This window comes from Paenibacillus sp. JMULE4 (assembly GCF_013337105.1).
Taxonomy (GTDB): Bacteria; Bacillota; Bacilli; order Paenibacillales; family NBRC-103111; genus Paenibacillus_G; species Paenibacillus_G naphthalenovorans.
The window spans coordinates 217,628-234,219 of record NZ_SGWF01000018.1; the positions used below are offsets into that span (position 1 = coordinate 217,628).

The window sequence follows — 16,592 nt, forward strand, 5'->3', positions numbered from 1 at the left end:
GCAACGTGACAAAGGGAAGAAGCACGATGAGTGCCGCTAATGGCTGCAGGTTGCCTCCGCTCATGGGCTTTTACACCCTGGCTTTTACACCCTTTCCATGAAGGGTAGCTGCGATTTGGATTCTATTCAGACTGGTTAAACCAGCCCTGTATATAGAACTATTTTTACTCTTGTATCATGTGTGCACATTAAGTTAGGAGGCTTACAGAATGAGAAAAACAAAAAAAGTGTTTAAAACCGCGGCAATCGGGATCATGATTGCGTCCTTGCTTGCTGCATGCGGTGGCGGAGGCGAGAGCGCCGGTGGGACAAGCAGCGGTGATGACGGGAAGAATCAACAAAAGCTGGTATTGAAATTTGCCAACATTACGAAGGAGAACAGCGGACTCGCCCAAACGGCATGGAAAATAGGTGAAGAGCTTAATGCCAAAACCAACGGCCGGATTACCGTTCAATTGTTCCCGGGAGGGCAATTGGGTAACGAAACCGATATGATGCAGCAGTTAAATACCGGATCTCTGGATATGGCGATCATCACCACAGCTCAATTGAGCAGTTCTTCCCCTGCCTTTGGCGCATGGTTAATGCCTTTCCTGGTGAATGACCACAAGCAAGCTTACGAATTGTGGACAAGCCCGGAATCCATGGCCTTATTTGATACATTAACGAATGACAATGTCAAAGGCTTAGGCTATGCAAGCTCCGGTTTCCGATACTTCTTGGCTACGAAGCCGGTGACAGGAATTAAGGATCTGGAGAACTTTAAGCTGAGAACGACCCCGAGCCCAACCATTCTTGACTTCTTGACTTCGCTCAAAGTCAGCCCGACCCCAATGCCGCTAACCGAAGTGTATACGGCACTGCAAACCGGCGTAATCGGCGGTGTGGATATCGATACGGAGTCGGTCATTTCCGAGAAATTGACGGAGATTGCCAAGAACATGACGCCGAGCAAACATATGTATTGGGCAGGCGGCATTCTGATCAACAAAGACAGATGGAACGGATTGTCCGATGAAGATAAAAAGCTGATAGAAGATGCGGTTGATGTAGCCATGAAATACAATGTTGAATATGTGGAAAAGAATGAGGCAGATTTGCTCGCAAACGCCAGCACAAAATTTGGACTGACTACGCATCAATTAACCAACAAAGCGGAATTTGAACCATACATTAAGGCGGTTCAGGATAAGTGGATTGCAAAGGCTCCGGAAATCGGCAAGTTCCTAGAAAAAGCTAAAGAGATTTCGAAAGAGTAGGTATCTGTTCTATGGAAGAAATCCAACAAATTCAACCCAAACCCAATATCATCTCTACTATAGCTAACATCATTGACAGGTTACTGATTTGGGTCAGTGTAGCCATAGGAGTCGTATTAACGTTTAACATGATCGTTGCGGTTATGTTTCGATATGTGTTAAACCATCCGATTTTCTGGGCCGATGAGTTATCATTGTACCTATTTTGTTGGATTACTTTTTTAGGCGCGAGCTTAGGGGTTAAACGTGCCGATATGGCGGCGGTCACCTTCCTCATTGACCGTCTTTCCCCCAAGTTCAGGCTGATTACGGACATCTTTATTCATTTATGCACCTTACTGTTTGCAGCGGTGATTGGCTACTACTCTATCCTGTGGGTTAAGAGTCCCAGTGTGGTCAATCAACTTTCAGCCACGATTCCCATCAATTTGTGGATTTTGTATTCCGTCGTCCCTATATCTATGCTGTGCATTATTGTATTTACTATCGATCATATCAACAAATTAGTGTCGGCATATATTTTTAGGGCAAGGGGGGATGCTAAATGACTACAGCGATCGGTTTTTTTGCATTAATGTTTATTGGGGTGCCGATTGCGATCGTGCTGGGTCTTACGACACTGATCTACGTGTTAACGACGGGCAATCTCACTATTTTACAGTCTATGCCGTCCAAGCTGTTTAACGGATTGCAAAATTTCGGCCTTGTAGCGATCCCGATGTTTATTCTATTGGGCGAATTTATGAATCAAGGCGGGATTACCAATCGTTTGCTTGAATTTGCCAAAGTCATATTCGGACATTTTCGCGGTGGGCTTGCTTATGTTAATGTCGTAGCCAACATGTTTCTCGCCACGATTATCGGATCATCCACCGCACAAACGGCGGTGATGAGCAAAACGGTGGTTCCGGTAATGGAAAAGGAAGGGTACAGCCGGGATTTCAGCAGTGCGCTTACCGCATCCGCATCGGTTGTAGCTCCGCTCATTCCCCCCAGCATGCCGTTCATTATATACGGAGTAACGGCGGGCGTATCGATCGGCAGCTTGTTTTTGGCAGGGATTCTGCCCGGTATTATTTTTGGTCTGGGCTTTGGATTATATATTTACACGATTGCCAAAAAACGAAATTTTCCGAGATCCGATCGATCCAGTTGGTCCCAGGTGCTGAAAGGTACCGTTTATGTGCTGCCTGCCTTGAGCATTCCGGTGCTCATTATGGTTGGGATTACTACGGGGATCTTTACAGCAACGGAATCGGCGGCGGTTGCGGTTCTGGTTGCATTTCTGGTCGGCGGTTTTGTTTATAAGGAGTTGAAATGGAAGCATTTGCCGGGCATTCTGGTGCGAACCATTATCACCACCTCGACTGTCACCTTTTTATTGGCGATGTCCGATATTTTCGGTTGGGTCTTGAATTTCAATCAAATTCCCCAGCTGATTACCGATGCTTTCCTGGCCGTAGCGGATAACCAGTTCGTCTTTTTGTTATTGGTCAATCTGCTGCTGCTGCTCATAGGTACCGTTCTGGAGGGAGTGCCGGCTTTGATCCTGTTAACTCCAATTCTTTTACCTATAGCCGTTCATTATGGGGTTGATCCTATCCACCTGGGTGTGATCATGGTCATTAACTTAACTTTAGGGCTGATCAGCCCTCCGGTCGGATCCATCCTGTTTGTGACCTCAGCGGTTGCGAACGTTTCAGTCGAGAGGCTTACGCGAAGCTTAATTCCGTTCTTAATTATTTCATGTCTTATTCTTATGATTATCACCTATATCCCTTGGACGACTTTAGGACTTCAAAAACTGCTGGGTCCTTAATGTCCGAAACGAGAAGCCCGCCGGCTAAACGCCTGACGGGCTTTGTGTTCGTTATTCCAGTACTTTCCTGAATTCCCGGATGAGCAGGGGAACAACCTCGAACAAATCTCCGACAATGCCGTAATCGGCCATTTTAAAAATAGGGGCTTCCGGATCCTTATTGATGGCGATGATGATGCGCGATTGGCTCATGCCGGCCAGATGCTGGATGGCGCCGCTGATGCCGCAGGCGATGTAAATTTCCGGCGTCACGACTTTGCCGGTTTGGCCGATTTGCAAGGCGTAATCGCAATATCCGGCGTCGCATGCGCCACGCGATGCGCCGACGGCCCCATTTAATACCTCCGCCAGCTCTTCGAGAGGCTTGAAGCCATCCGCGCTCTTGACCCCGCGGCCGCCGGATACGACAATTTGCGCCTCTGTCAGATCTACCTTGCCTGACGTCTTGAGGACAACGTCTTTCACCACGGATCGAAGGGTCGGGGGAGGGGAGTAAGCGGTTTTCACGATGGGGGCTTTCGCTCCGCCGGCTGTCGGGACTGCGGGAAAATTGTTAGGCCTTATGGTGACAGCCCATGGGAAATCGGTAAACCTTTTTTTCTCAAAGGCTTTCCCTGCATATACGGGCCGGGTGAATAGGATCCCTTCGCCGGACGACTCGGCCGCAATGACATCCGACAGCTGGCCGGCTTTCAGCTTCGCAGCGATGGCAGGGGCAAGGTCGCGCCCGACAGCCGTATGTCCTATGAACACGGCGTCCGGACGAATCGTATCAAGAACGCCGGCAAGCGCAGCAAGATAAGCCTCCGGATGGTAATGCCGAAGGCTGTCATGCTCGATCAGATGAATGTCTGCAAAGGGATAGGCGGCGAGCTCATCGGCCAGAGAATCCACTTGGCTTCCCATGATAATGGCCGTAATACGGCCCCCTTCCGGTAACGCGATTTGCGCTGCTTGAAGTGCTTCCAGAGTGACCTGACGCAGCTTTCCGTCACGATGCTCGGCAATGATCGCATACGTTCTGCTCATGGATATTTCCTCCTTCACAGGCTGTCTAAATGACCTTGGATTGCGTGCGAAGCAGTTCGACAAGCCTGGCTGCCTGTTCAGGCATTTCGCCCTGCAATATTTGTCCGGCCTGTCTTGCCGGAGGAAGAAACAGCCCGATTAACGACGTTTTGGGTATAAGAGCCTCTGGTGTCACGGACAGATCATCAAGCGTCAGCTGTTGAAACGGCTTCCTCTTTGCCTTCATGATGCCGGGCAGGGACGGGTATCGCGGTTCGTTGAGCCCCTGCTGGGCGGTGAACAGTGCCGGAAGAGATACCTCCAGCAGCTCCACATTGCCTTCGGCATCGCGCTCTGCTTTGGCGGTTCCGGCGGAAAGCTCCAGCTTGATAACGGAGGATACGTGAGGAAGATGCAGCAGCTCCGCCAAACGCACGGCCACCTGACCTGCGCCGTTATCGATGGAAAAATGGCCGCCGAGAATCACATCATACGTCTTATCCGCGAAATATGCGGCGAGAACTTCCGATACCACATATTCGTCCTGGGAAATGCGGTCGTCCGAAATCAGGACGGCTTCGTCCGCGCCCATGGCAAGCGCGGTCCTCAGCGCCTCGGAAGCGCGTTGGGGCCCGACGGAAACGACAACAATGCGTCCCCCGAACCGCTCCTTTATGCGGATTGCCTCTTCCACAGCATATTCGTCGTAAGGATTCATGACGAATTTGACGCCTTCTTCCGAGATCTTTCCATTGGCAATGACGATCTTTTCCTCCGTATCAAACGTCTGCTTCAGCATCACATACACATTCATCCGGATTTCCCCTTTCCAAGGTAAATGGCAGAAGAAGGTCAAGGCTTAAGGGCCTTAAGGAAAAACTCGACGGTCGGTTCGATCTGCTTGCTCAGCGAATATTTGCGTCCTGAGATCAGCCAGGAGGTGACGGCTTCATCCATGGCTCCGAAGATCAGCAGCCGCGTTAATTTGACATCCAGCCCTTGGCGGAAGGTTCCTTCTTCCATGCCTTTGACCAGTACGGCTTCTATTAATTGAATATATGGTTTGACTGCTTGACCTATGGCTTTGCGCAGCTCCAATGAACTTTGCCGCAATTCAATTTGGGTAACGTAAGCGAGGTCCGTGTTTTGCTCCAGCTCGGTGTAATGAATTTCGCATATTTTGCGGAGCGCTTCATCGGCCGTGGACGACGCTTCGACGCTTTCCTTGAACTTGCCCACCAACTCGCCCAGCCGTTCCCGAAAAAGCGACACGAGAATATCCTCCTTGTTTTTGAAATATAAATAAATGGTTCCGTCAGCGACGCCGGCTTCGCGGGCAATTTTCGACACTTGCGATCCATGATAGCCGTTTTCGGCGAAGATTTTGACAGCCGCGTCCAGGATCAAATGGAATTTATTGTTTATTTTTTTACTTGTCATCTTCGCACCCCGGTGATAAGATTGAAATAAATTATGAATGAATATTCATTCATTTTCTGATTCCATCTTATGAAATCCGCTAACCGTTGTCAATGGTTCTTGTATAAATGGAATAACAATAGATGTAAGGGGTTACAGAGCGGTATTCGGTCATGCCAAAGTCCAAGAACAATAACAGGTACAGGAGGTAAGAGGCGCATGGCAACAAACATCAATAGAGCTGCCGTGATCGGCTCAGGCGTCATGGGGGCGGGCATTGCCGCCCATCTCGCCAATGCGGGCATTCCCAGCCTGCTGCTGGACATCGTTCCGGCAGCATTGACGCCGGATGAAGAAGCCAAAGGATGGACGCTGGAGCATCCGGCCGTCCGCAACCGCCTGGCGGCAAACGCGCTTTCCGGACTGACCAGACTCAAACCGTCGCCGCTGTATGACGACGCCTTCCTCAGCCGGATTACGCCGGGGAACCTGGAGGACGATCTCGGTAAAATTCGGGACGTCGATTGGGTCATCGAAGCGGTCGTGGAAAACCTGCATATAAAGCGGGAGCTGCTGGCCAAAATCGAAAATCATTGGAAGCCGGGGATCATTGTGAGTTCCAATACGTCGGGCATTTCCATCGACGGGATGACAGCAGGCCGGAGCGAAGCGTTTAAACGGCACGTTCTCGGCACGCACTTCTTCAATCCTCCGCGCTATATGAAGCTGCTGGAAATCATTCCGGGTGAAACGACCGATCCGGATATTGTGGCCCGATTGACGGAATTTTGCGGGAAAAGACTTGGCAAAGGCGTGGTGGTAGCCAAAGATACACCGAATTTTATCGCCAATCGAATCGGAACCTACGGTTTATTGGTCACGCTGCAAACGATGATCGACAAAGGCTATACCGTTGACGAAGTAGACGCCGTCACAGGCCCGGCCATGGGCCGGCCGAAAAGCGCCACCTTTCGGACGCTGGATCTTGTGGGATTGGACACCTTTGTGCATGTAGCGAATAATGTCTATGAAAAATTGGACGACGGTCCGGAAAAACAGGCTTTTCAAGTGCCGCAGGTGCTAAAGGACATGGTGTCTTTCGGGTGGATCGGCGAGAAGGCCGGTCAGGGCTTTTATAAGAAGGTCAAGGGAGAGCAGGGCAGTGAAATTTTGTCCCTCGATTTGGGCGCGATGGCTTACGGCAAGAGCAGGAAGCCGGCATCCCCCTCGCTTGAGGCGGCCAAAACGGCCAAAGGAGCCAAGGAAAAGACGAAGGCGCTGCTCGACGCCAAGGATCGCTATTCCGGGCTTGCCTGGGACATTTTGAAGAAAACGCTGCTTTATTCGGCGGACAAAGTCGGGGAAATCGCCGATTCGATTGCGGATATCGACAAGGCGATGAAATGGGGCTTTCATTGGGAGCTGGGGCCGTTTGAAACGTGGGATGCGATCGGGCTCGTAAAATCCGTCGAACGAATGGAGAAGGAGGGGGAGCGCATACCGGTATGGGTCAAGGAATGGATTGCATCCGGGAAGGAATCGTTCTATCAGCATGCCAACGGGAAATCATTTTACGTATACAAAGGGGAATATAAAGCGGCCGATCAGCCTGCCGAGAACATTTCGCTGCGCAGCTTGAAGGAGCAGAACAAGATCATCCGCGCCAACAGCGGCGCCAGCTTGATTGATGTGGGCGACGGCGTGGCGTGCCTGGAATTCCATTCGCCCAACAACGCGATCGGCGCCGATATTCTGTTTATGATTCAGCAAAGTGTGGAAGAGGTGCGCCAAAATTACGACGCGCTGATCATCGCAAACCAAGGCCGCAATTTCTGCGTCGGCGCCAATATTATGCTGCTGCTGATGGAAGCGCAGAACGAAGAGTGGGAGGAGATCGACAGCATTATCCGAATTTTCCAGAATACGATGATGCAGCTCAAAGGTTTTGAAAAACCCGTTGTTGCCGCTCCTCACCACATGACCTTGGGAGGCGGCGTCGAGGCTTGTCTGCCGGCTGACGAGGTGTGCGCATACGCGGAGACCTATTACGGTCTGGTGGAAACAGGGGTTGGATTGATTCCCGCGGGAGGGGGCTGCAAGGAGCTGGCGCTGCGGCTAAGCCGGGCGAATCCAAATCCGGAGGCGGATTTGCAGCCGCACATCAACGAGCTGTTCATGAATATCGGCACGGCCAAGGTGTCGACAAGCGCCCACGATGCCCGGAAAATCGGTTACCTTCGTGCCTCAGACAGGATCGTCGCAAATCAGGAGCGCTTGATCCATGAAGCCAAGCAATCGGCACTTCGGCTCGTGCATGAGGGGTATGTACTGCCGCCGAAAGAAAAAATCCGGGTGGTCGGCGCAGACGGAAAGGCGGTTATGCAGCTCGGAGCATATACCATGCGGCAAAGCGGGTATATCAGCGACCACGATCTGCTGATTGCCGGCAAGCTGGCTCATGTGCTTGCCGGCGGGGACGTTCCTGCGGGAACCATGGTGACCGAACAATACATGCTGGATCTGGAGCGCGAAGCGTTCCTCAGCCTTTGCGGCGAACCGAAAACGCAGCAGCGTATGCAGCATATGCTTTCCAAAGGCAAGCCGTTGCGCAACTAAGCGAATCGAGGAGAGGTGAACGCTCATGAGAGAAGCCGTCATTGTTTCCGCTGTCCGCACCCCGGTAGGCCGGGCGAAAAAAGGCAGCTTGGCCCATACCCGGGCGGAGGATTTGGGGAGAACGGTGCTTCAGGCTGTCGTTGACCGGGTGCCGGGCGTGAAGAAAGAGGACGTGGAGGACATCATCATCGGATGCGCGATGCCCGAAGGGGAGCAGGGCTTGAATTTCGCCCGTATCATGTCGCTGTACGCCGGATTCCCTTCGACGGTGCCGGCCTTGACGATCAACCGGTTCTGTTCGTCGGGCCTGCAGTCGATCGCTTTTGCAGCCGAGCGCATTATCGCGGGCGGCGCCGATATCATCATCGCAGGCGGCGTGGAAAGCATGAGCCGCGTGCCGATGACCGGCTTCAAGCTGTCGCCGCATCCGAAGCTCGTGCAGGAGATGCCGCAGGCCTATATCGGCATGGGCCACACGGCGGAGAATGTGGCAGACCGCTTCGGCATTTCCCGCGAGGATCAGGACCGGTTCGCGATGTCGAGCCACCGCAAAGCGGCAGCGGCCGTCCGGTCCGGAGCCTTCAAGGAAGAGATCGTTCCGGTTCACACGTCGCTCAGAGGCTTTGGCGATAACGGCAAGCCTTGGGAGAAGCCGGTTGTACTGGATATGGACGAAGGGATTCGTCCGGATACGACGCTGGAGGGACTGGCCAAGCTGAAGCCGGCGTTCAAAGCGGGCGGCTCCGTTACCGCGGGCAACGCCTCGCAGATGAGCGACGGTGCAGCGGCCGTACTCGTGATGAGCCGGGAGAAAGCGGAGAAGCTGGGACTTTCGCCGCTCGCTGCCTTTCGCTCGTTCGCCCTGGCGGGGGTGAACCCTGAAATCATGGGCGTCGGACCGGTAGAGGCGATCCCCATGGCACTTGAGCGCGCGGGTCTCGGCCTGGAGGATATCCGGCTCTTTGAAATCAATGAAGCGTTCGCTTCTCAATGTGTGCATATTATCCGGGAGCTTCAGCTGGATGAGAGCCTGGTGAATGTCAACGGAGGCGCGATTGCTCTCGGTCATCCGCTCGGCTGCACGGGTACGAAGCTGACGGCAGGCCTGATCTACGAGCTGCGTCGCCGCGGCGGAGGTTATGGTGTGGTGTCGATGTGCATCGGCGGCGGCATGGGGGCGGCCGGTGTGTTTGAAGTGTACCCGAAATAGCGGGTTGAAATATCATACGATGGAGGAGAGATGGATATGGCGGACAAAGTGATAGGCGGCGGTTTTGTCTTGGAAGACCTGGACTGTCAAGCCATCGTTACACCGGATGAACTGACGGCGGAGCAGCGTATGATTGCGGAGACGACGGCAGATTTCGTGGAAGGCGAAGTGCTTCCGGTCGATGAGGAAATTGAGAAGCTGAACTACGAGCTGACCTTGAAGCTGCTGAAAAAGAGCGGCGAGCTCGGACTTCTGGGCGCGGATGTGCCGGAAGCGCTGGGCGGACTCGGACTCGACAAAGTCAGCACGACACTGATCAGTGAGCGGTTGTCCAAAGCCTCTTCTTTCGCACTGTCCGTCGGTGCCCATGTCGGCATCGGCACTCTCCCGATCGTTTATTTCGGCACGCCGGAGCAGAAAAAGAAATATTTGCCCGATCTGGCCAGCGGCAGGCTCATCGCGGCCTACTGCCTGACCGAGCCTTCATCGGGCTCGGATGCGCTTGGCGCGAAAACGACGGCGCGTCTATCGGAGGACGGCCGCTATTACGTCCTTAACGGGATGAAGCAATTTATCACCAACGCGGGCTTCGCGGATATTTTCATCGTTTATGCGAAGGTGGACGGAAAGGACTTCAGCACCTTCATAGTGGAGCGGAAGATGGAAGGCGTAAGCATCGGTCCGGAGGAAAAGAAGATGGGCATCAAAGGGTCCTCCACCTGCGCGCTCATCCTTGAAGATGTAAAGGTTCCCGTGGAAAACCTGCTGTGGGAGGCGGGCAAAGGCCATTTAATCGCCTTCAATATACTGAACATCGGCCGTTTCAAGCTGGCCGCGGGCTGTCTCGGCGCCTCGAAGGATGCAATCGAAATATCCGCCAAATATGCCAATGCACGCAAGCAATTCGGCAAACCAATCTCCTCCTTTCCGCTCATCGGCAAGAAGCTGGCCGAAATGAATGTTCGTACTTATGCGCTTGAAAGCATGGTCTACCGCACGGCGGGCTTGATGGATGCGGGGCTCAGCGATATCGATCACGGCAGTCCGGAAGCGGGAGTCCAGTCCGCCAAGGCGATAGCCGAGTATGCGCTGGAGTACTCCATCAATAAGGTGTTTGGTTCGGAAACCCTCCAGTTCGTAGCGGATGAAGGCGTGCAGATTCACGGCGGCTACGGTTTTATCCAGGAATACAAAATCGAGCGCATATACCGTGATTCGCGGATCAACCGCATCTTTGAAGGGACGAATGAAATCAATCGTTTGCTCATCCCCGGCACGCTGATGAGACGCGCCATGAAGGGCGAGCTGCCGCTCATCCAGAAAGTGCAGGCGCTTCAGTCGGAGCTGCTTCAGGTCGTTTCGGGGCAGCGGTTTGAGGGCATATTAGAGGAAGAAACGCACCTGGTTTCCATGGCCAAAAAGATATTTCTGATGACGGGCGGAGCCGCCGTCCAGAAATATCAGACGCAGCTTGAGCAGGAACAGGAAGCGCTCAGCCATCTGGCGGATATGATGATTCAGATCTATGCTATGGAAAGCTCACTCCTTCGTACCCGACAACGGATCGCAAAACAGGGCGAAGACAAAACGGCATGCGCCATCGATATGACAAGGGTCTTCGTGCATGAGGCGTTCGAAAGGATAGAGTCGCTTGCCAAAGAGACACTGTCGGCAGTAGAGACCGGAGACGTGTTACGCACTCAGCTTTCCGTATTAAAGAAGCTGGCCCGCCGTACGCCGGTCAATACGGTGGGGCTAAAGCGGCAAATCGCCGCCAGAGTGTTGGAGTCGGAGAAATTCGTGCGCTAATCCGATGGAACCATCTGAAGGATCCCGGCCGCGTGCCGTATGCCGGAAGATGGTTGGATATATGCGGCGGATATGGCGCGAATGGACGAGAAAGGGTATTATGATATCAAGGACCGTATGAGAGACAGAATTATTGCCGGAGGCTTCAATAGGTTCCCCGGGAAATCGAGGAGGCGCCGTTTATGCATCGGATAGGGAAGAAGCCGCCGCCTTGGGCGTGCCGATCCCCTTCCGCGGTGAAACGGTGTAAACTTATATTGTCCGGAAGGAAGAAGAGTCCTTGAAAGCAAAGGAGCTCGAACACTGGGGCAGGAACGTCTGGCCGCCGAATGGAGAGATACTGTGAATACTGAACAAATTCAAAAAAAATCGAACGCATGCTGGAGGAGGCTCAGCATACCTTTTGGGGCTATCTGGGCTGTGAATTGGTGGAATGGAACGAACATAGGGCCATCGTCACGCTGGATGTGAAAGAGCACCATCTGAATTTCATCGGCATTCTTCACGGAGGCGTGCATACGTCGCTGCTCGATACCGCGATGGGTCTTGCAGCGATGACCGCCCGTCCGGACAGCGATGTCGTCACTTCGGGCTTGAATATGCATTTTACCGCGCCGGCAGGCAAGGGCAAAGTGACGGCGGTGGCGGAAATCGTTCATATGTCAGCCAGAACGATTACCACCCAGGCAACGCTAAAGAACGAAAATAACATTTTGTGCTCGATGGCAACCGCGTCGTTCCGGGTTATCGACAAAAAATGAAGGAGGATTGCGATCTGGCTTGAAGTACCAGACTGTGCAGTGTTATCATAAGAGCTGCAGACCGTAGACCGGGTCCTTGGGCGGAGCGGTCTATTTCTTATGCGGAGGTAATTGACATGCCGCAGCACAAGACTTGAAGGAGGAAAAGCCGGCTGTTGATTTCATGACTTTGATTTACATTAGCACATACCATTCGACCCGGTCATGCCATAAATTTAGAAGCTTTGAAGGAATATTGCAAATACGTGTCGAATGCGTATAAGATTTGCCCCAAAATCAACTAGAAAAACTGGAGGGTTAACAGAATGAAAAAAGCATCACTCTTCGCATTGACTGCAGTGCTGTTCATCACCACTGCTCTTGCAGGCTGCGGGAATAAGGAAGCAGCACCGGGGAACGCAACAGAATCCGCCAAAACGCAAACGGAAGCGGTATCGGTAGAAATCGGCATGCTCAAGCTGGCCAGTTCCGCGCCATTATTTATCGGGCTTGAGAAAGGATTCTTTCAAGAGGAAAATATCGACGCGAAAGCCAAATGGTTCGATGCGGCGCAGCCGATTGCTGTAGCCACTGCAGGAGGAAGCGTGGATGTGGGGGCAACCGGAATTACGGCAAGCTTGTACAACATGGTAGCCGGCGGGCAAAAGCTCGTGATTGTTGCCGACAAAGGCAGAGAGCAGGAAGGCTATTCTTCTACAGCCCTGATGGTTCCATCCGATTCTCCGGTCAAAGCGATTGAGGAATTGAAAGGAAAGAAAATCGGTATTACACAAACCGGATCAACCTATCATTACATGGCCGGACGCCTGCTTGAAAAGCACGGACTGACGCTGAAGGATGTTCAATTGGTGCCTTTGAACAGTATTAAAGGCTTGATGGAGTCGCTCAAGAGCAAGCAGGTGGATGCGGTTATGCTGAATGAGCCGAACATCACCGCTGTAGTGAAGGAAGGTTACGGTAAAGTCATCGCTCAGGTAGGAGACGAAATCGAGTATCAAACCTCCGGTATTTTCTTCTCACCCAAGCTGGCGGGCAACCAGGATGCGGCCGTACGCTTTTTGAAGGCGTATGCCAAAGCTACACGCTATTACTACGATGCAGTGCTGACCAAAAAAGACGGCAAGCTCGTACCGGGAGCCAATTATGATGAAGTGGTTAAGATCGTTGCCAAATACACGGACCAACCCGAAGAAGTCGTGAAGCAAGGACTTCCTTATATCGATCGTGACGGGAAGCTTTTGGCCGAAGACATCAAAACGCAGGTAGAATGGTATGCCAAAGAGAAGCTGATCGACAAAGCCATCGACACCCAAGAGATTGTTAATACTGCTCTGCTGGACGAAGCGCTCAGCAAGCTGGAGAAATAATGCCATGAGAATCGTAGTGGACAACGTGGAGAAACGGTTTATCGACTCGAAGAAGCGAGAGGTTACCGCTCTTAGAAATATCAACTTTACGATTGAAGAGCAAGAGTTTGTGGTATTGGTCGGTCCCAGCGGATGCGGGAAGTCTACACTTCTCAATATTGTCGGCGGGTTGCTGTCTCCTTCGGGAGGAGAGGTATATTTTGAGGGTTTATCTTCGGACAAACCTCCCCGGCTCGGCATCGTTTTTCAGGAAATTGCGCTTTTTCCCTGGAGGACGGTTTACGAGAATGTGGTGTTCGGTCTGGAAGAGCAGGGTGCGAGCAAGCAGGAGCAGCAGGAAAAAGGCAAATATTATATCGATATGGTCGGGCTCACGGGATTTGAATCGGCTTATCCCAAACAGTTGTCGGGCGGGATGCGTCAACGCGCGGGCATTGCCAGGGCGCTTGCCGTCGAACCGGATTTGCTGCTGATGGACGAACCGTTCTCCGCGTTGGATGCGCAGACGCGTACGCTGATGCAGGAGGAGCTGCTTTCCATCTGGAACCGTACCCGATTAAGCACTTTATATGTCACGCACAATATTCAAGAGGCGGTCTATTTGGCTGACCGGGTGATCGTGCTTTCCCGTCATCCGGGACAAATCAAGGAAGTGATTCATATCGATCTTCCCAAGACCGGAAGAGACCGGGAAGAGCATCGCGCGGCCTTCGAGCGGTACGCAAATGAAATCTGGCAGCTGATCCGGCATGATGCACAGGAAGCGCTGAAGGAGGGTTAGGGCATGAGTCAAGCATCAAATGAATCGATACCGGAAAGGACTGCCCATGCTTCGGCACAAGGACTGCAGCGGCATGTGATTCGCAACCGCGTATCCTTCCTGGAGCAGAAAATACCGGCTTATGCGTCCGTGCTCGGTATTGTCGGTCTCCTGCTTCTGTGGGAGATCATTTGCCGGCTGGGGCTTGTGCCGCCATTGTTCCTGCCTGCTCCGACGCTGATTTTATCGGACGGCTGGGAGATGCTGTCCAGCGGTGAGCTGCATGAGAACATCCTGGCCAGCTTGTCCCGGATTATCGTCGGGTATGGCATTGGCGCGGTCAGCGGCATTCTGATCGGGCTCATTCTGGGCTTTTCGCGCTGGGCAGACGCTGTACTTTCGCCTGTGGTGTATTCCATTTATCCGATTCCGAAAATTGCTTTGCTGCCTTTGATTATTCTATGGCTCGGGATCGGGGAAGCGCCCAAGTTTACAATGATTGCCCTTGGTGTATTTTTTCCCGTGGTGATCAATACATTCTCGGGCGTCAAGAACGTGGATCCCATATGGATCAAAGCAGCGGTTACGTTCGGCTCCAGCCATCTGAACGTCATTCGGAAGGTCATTCTTCCCGGGGCCCTGCCGATGATCTTCGCCGGGCTTAAGCTCGCGGCCGGTACCTCCTTACTGCTTCTGGTATCGGCGGAAATGATCGCGGCTCAACAAGGAATCGGATCGATGATTCTGCATTACGGGAATTTGATGATTACGACGAAGCTGATGGTTGGGGTTCTGCTCCTGTCTTTGTTAGGCCTTCTCTTCAATCGGGGACTTCAGTGGCTTGAACGCAAACTGCTGCCTTGGAAATAATCGGAATAAGCAAGTGAACGTTCAAAAAGCACCCGCCGGAAGGCTTTCCTTTCGGTGAGTGCTTTTTTCAGTTTCGTGATTACGTTCCCCTTCAAATGGCGACTTTGAAGCTTTGGCCTTGAAGCTGAAGCCGCTCACAGGAATCGCATATACCGGATACTTCAAGATAGGCGTTCTCCGGCCGGAAGCCGTTTCCGAATTCGGCTAATTCCGGCAGGGCCGCCGTAAAGTCCTGGATTTTGCTGCAATGAACGCAATACAAATGATGATGAGGCTCGGTATTCGTATCATACCGCAGAATATCGCCATGATGAGTATGAAAATCCTTCAGCAGCCCCAGCCCCTTTAACGTGCGGAGATTTTTGTAAATAGTCGTCATGCTCACGTACTTCGGATAAGCGGCATAAATCGACTCGAACAATTCTTCAGCCGTAGGGTGAGATAATTTCAAATATAAATGCTCCAAAATGAGCTCTCTTTGTTTTGTTATACGAATATTAGCCGCCTGTAAATGACGAATGGCATCGTTGATCGTGATTTGCATAGCGTCCTCCTTTAAAATTAAAATTAGACTTAATCTAATTATATTCAATAATATCAGTGTTATGCAAAACGGTCATGATCATCATATGAAGGTTTGATGAAGAATGGATGAAGCTAATCTGATGTTCAAGCGTTATTCATGATCAGATCCCGGTTGCGGATGGGAGGGAAATCCCATAGTTGCCGGAGGTGAAAAGGCAGGGAGCGCATGATCGGCAACGATCGCTGGCGTTTGAAGGGGATATTCAGCATTCATTTTTCGAGGATGAAGAGAAAATGGGAAGACGGAGTGTAATGTGATGTTCAAATCCCCCCTATATGGGCCGTGGAGAAATGTTCACCAGCCGCAAAGAGGAGGGTTATTTAATTTGTTTGTATCTATTGAAAATTATAATTATTATAATATAATAACAACTAAAAGCAATAAGCACCAAGGGGTGGCCGCATGGATATATATGGCTTAGCAGCAGAAAATTCCTTGTAAGCCGCGAATGGGAGCTTTCCTATAACTGATTCCATTAGCCCGAAATAATGACTCGACGAATTTCCCGGGAAATGGACACTCTTCCTGCTTCCCTCACACTTTGTCGAATATATGGTTTGTCCTTCACGAGAATCATATTCGATTTTTCAAGTCAGCATCATTTCTTAAAAAAAATGCAAAAAGATGTTGACAATTTGTAATAATATTTTAAGCTTATTTTAATAATCGTAATTTATCCTATCAATAAATAAGCAAATCTGATATGTAGGGACGGTGTTAGGGATGAAAGTGTTCGTCACGATCGAAAACAAACAAATCCCCGTTTTCGCCGACAACTTGAATAAGAAAACGTTAAAGCTGCTGAAGACGGCGTTGGACAATAAGTTAGAGACGGGAAGACATGCACTGAAGAAATGTCTTCAAACGTTGATTAGTATTGAAGTGGTAGGCTGTGAAGCGATCCTTCATTCGATTAACGAGAGAGACACATTGGCGCTCTCACTTTATTGATATAAGAACCTCATCACCTCAAAAAGGTCCTTTGCTTCGCGCGAAGGACCTTTTTGGCGATCATTGCACACGGGTAGTCTTTACCTTATGCGCATGCGTCTTGAAGAACCTGCCGTTACCTTCTTGCTTGTGCGCCGCCGTTGTTTTTCAACGAAAG

At 51.5% G+C, this 16,592-nt stretch carries 15 protein-coding genes; 11 read left to right on the plus strand and 4 right to left on the minus strand.

Features of this window, described 5'->3' with window-relative positions:
- Positions 1–209: 209 nt before the first annotated feature.
- The 3 genes from EXW96_RS21365 to EXW96_RS21375 are packed head-to-tail and all read left to right on the plus strand — an operon-like array spanning position 210 to position 3,078.
- Positions 210–1,259, plus strand: coding sequence for a TRAP transporter substrate-binding protein (locus EXW96_RS21365; protein ID WP_174351362.1), 1,050 nt, complete (start codon positions 210–212; stop codon positions 1,257–1,259).
- 11 nt (positions 1,260–1,270) lie between these two features.
- Entirely contained in the window at positions 1,271–1,807 is a 537-nt protein-coding gene (locus EXW96_RS21370) for a TRAP transporter small permease (RefSeq protein WP_074728519.1), read from the plus strand.
- Positions 1,804–3,078, plus strand: a complete 1,275-nt coding sequence (locus tag EXW96_RS21375) for a TRAP transporter large permease (protein WP_074728517.1) — start codon at positions 1,804–1,806, stop codon at positions 3,076–3,078. Before EXW96_RS21370 ends, EXW96_RS21375 begins: the two co-directional genes overlap by 4 nt.
- 51 nt (positions 3,079–3,129) lie before the next feature.
- On the opposite strand, the gene EXW96_RS21380 is transcribed toward EXW96_RS21375, so the two are convergent.
- Genes EXW96_RS21380 through EXW96_RS21390 form a run of 3 tightly spaced genes read right to left on the minus strand, consistent with a single transcriptional unit; the run spans position 3,130 to position 5,526 of the window.
- Entirely contained in the window at positions 3,130–4,107 is a 978-nt protein-coding gene (locus EXW96_RS21380; RefSeq protein WP_174351363.1) for an electron transfer flavoprotein subunit alpha/FixB family protein, read from the minus strand.
- 25 nt (positions 4,108–4,132) lie between these two features.
- Positions 4,133–4,900, minus strand: a complete 768-nt coding sequence (locus tag EXW96_RS21385; RefSeq protein ID WP_054817553.1) for an electron transfer flavoprotein subunit beta/FixA family protein — start codon at positions 4,898–4,900, stop codon at positions 4,133–4,135.
- A gap of 38 nt (positions 4,901–4,938) precedes the next feature.
- Positions 4,939–5,526 carry a fatty acid metabolism transcriptional regulator FadR gene (locus tag EXW96_RS21390; protein ID WP_074728513.1) on the minus strand — a complete coding sequence of 196 codons (588 nt, stop codon included), beginning with the start codon at positions 5,524–5,526 and terminating at the stop codon, positions 4,939–4,941.
- A 198-nt stretch (positions 5,527–5,724) separates the two neighbouring features.
- Between EXW96_RS21390 and EXW96_RS21395 the strand changes: the two genes are divergently transcribed.
- From EXW96_RS21395 to EXW96_RS21425, 7 genes are all read left to right on the plus strand, one after another.
- On the plus strand, positions 5,725–8,121 hold the full coding sequence (locus EXW96_RS21395; RefSeq protein WP_174351364.1) for a 3-hydroxyacyl-CoA dehydrogenase/enoyl-CoA hydratase family protein: 2,397 nt from the start codon (positions 5,725–5,727) through the stop codon (positions 8,119–8,121).
- A 25-nt stretch (positions 8,122–8,146) separates the two neighbouring features.
- Positions 8,147–9,331, plus strand: coding sequence for an acetyl-CoA C-acyltransferase (locus EXW96_RS21400; protein WP_174351365.1), 1,185 nt, complete (start codon positions 8,147–8,149; stop codon positions 9,329–9,331).
- A 36-nt stretch (positions 9,332–9,367) separates the two neighbouring features.
- Positions 9,368–11,140 carry an acyl-CoA dehydrogenase family protein gene (locus tag EXW96_RS21405; protein WP_174351366.1) on the plus strand — a complete coding sequence of 591 codons (1,773 nt, stop codon included), beginning with the start codon at positions 9,368–9,370 and terminating at the stop codon, positions 11,138–11,140.
- A gap of 377 nt (positions 11,141–11,517) precedes the next feature.
- On the plus strand, positions 11,518–11,901 hold the full coding sequence (locus EXW96_RS21410; protein ID WP_074728637.1) for a PaaI family thioesterase: 384 nt from the start codon (positions 11,518–11,520) through the stop codon (positions 11,899–11,901).
- A 305-nt stretch (positions 11,902–12,206) separates the two neighbouring features.
- Positions 12,207–13,268, plus strand: coding sequence for an ABC transporter substrate-binding protein (locus EXW96_RS21415; protein WP_174351367.1), 1,062 nt, complete (start codon positions 12,207–12,209; stop codon positions 13,266–13,268).
- Between the two features lie 4 nt (positions 13,269–13,272).
- A complete protein-coding gene (locus EXW96_RS21420; RefSeq protein WP_054817557.1) occupies positions 13,273–14,049 on the plus strand; it encodes an ABC transporter ATP-binding protein in 777 nt (258 codons plus the stop codon).
- Between the two features lie 3 nt (positions 14,050–14,052).
- Positions 14,053–14,898 (plus strand): ABC transporter permease, encoded by an 846-nt coding sequence (locus EXW96_RS21425; protein ID WP_082660869.1) that lies wholly within the window; start codon positions 14,053–14,055, stop codon positions 14,896–14,898.
- Between the two features lie 91 nt (positions 14,899–14,989).
- Here EXW96_RS21425 and EXW96_RS21430 read toward each other — a convergent pair whose 3' ends face one another.
- On the minus strand, positions 14,990–15,442 hold the full coding sequence (locus tag EXW96_RS21430) for a Fur family transcriptional regulator (RefSeq protein ID WP_054817558.1): 453 nt from the start codon (positions 15,440–15,442) through the stop codon (positions 14,990–14,992).
- A 765-nt stretch (positions 15,443–16,207) separates the two neighbouring features.
- Here EXW96_RS21430 and EXW96_RS21435 point away from each other — a divergent pair.
- Entirely contained in the window at positions 16,208–16,435 is a 228-nt protein-coding gene (locus EXW96_RS21435; RefSeq protein WP_054817559.1) for a hypothetical protein, read from the plus strand.
- Positions 16,436–16,592 lie beyond the last annotated feature (157 nt).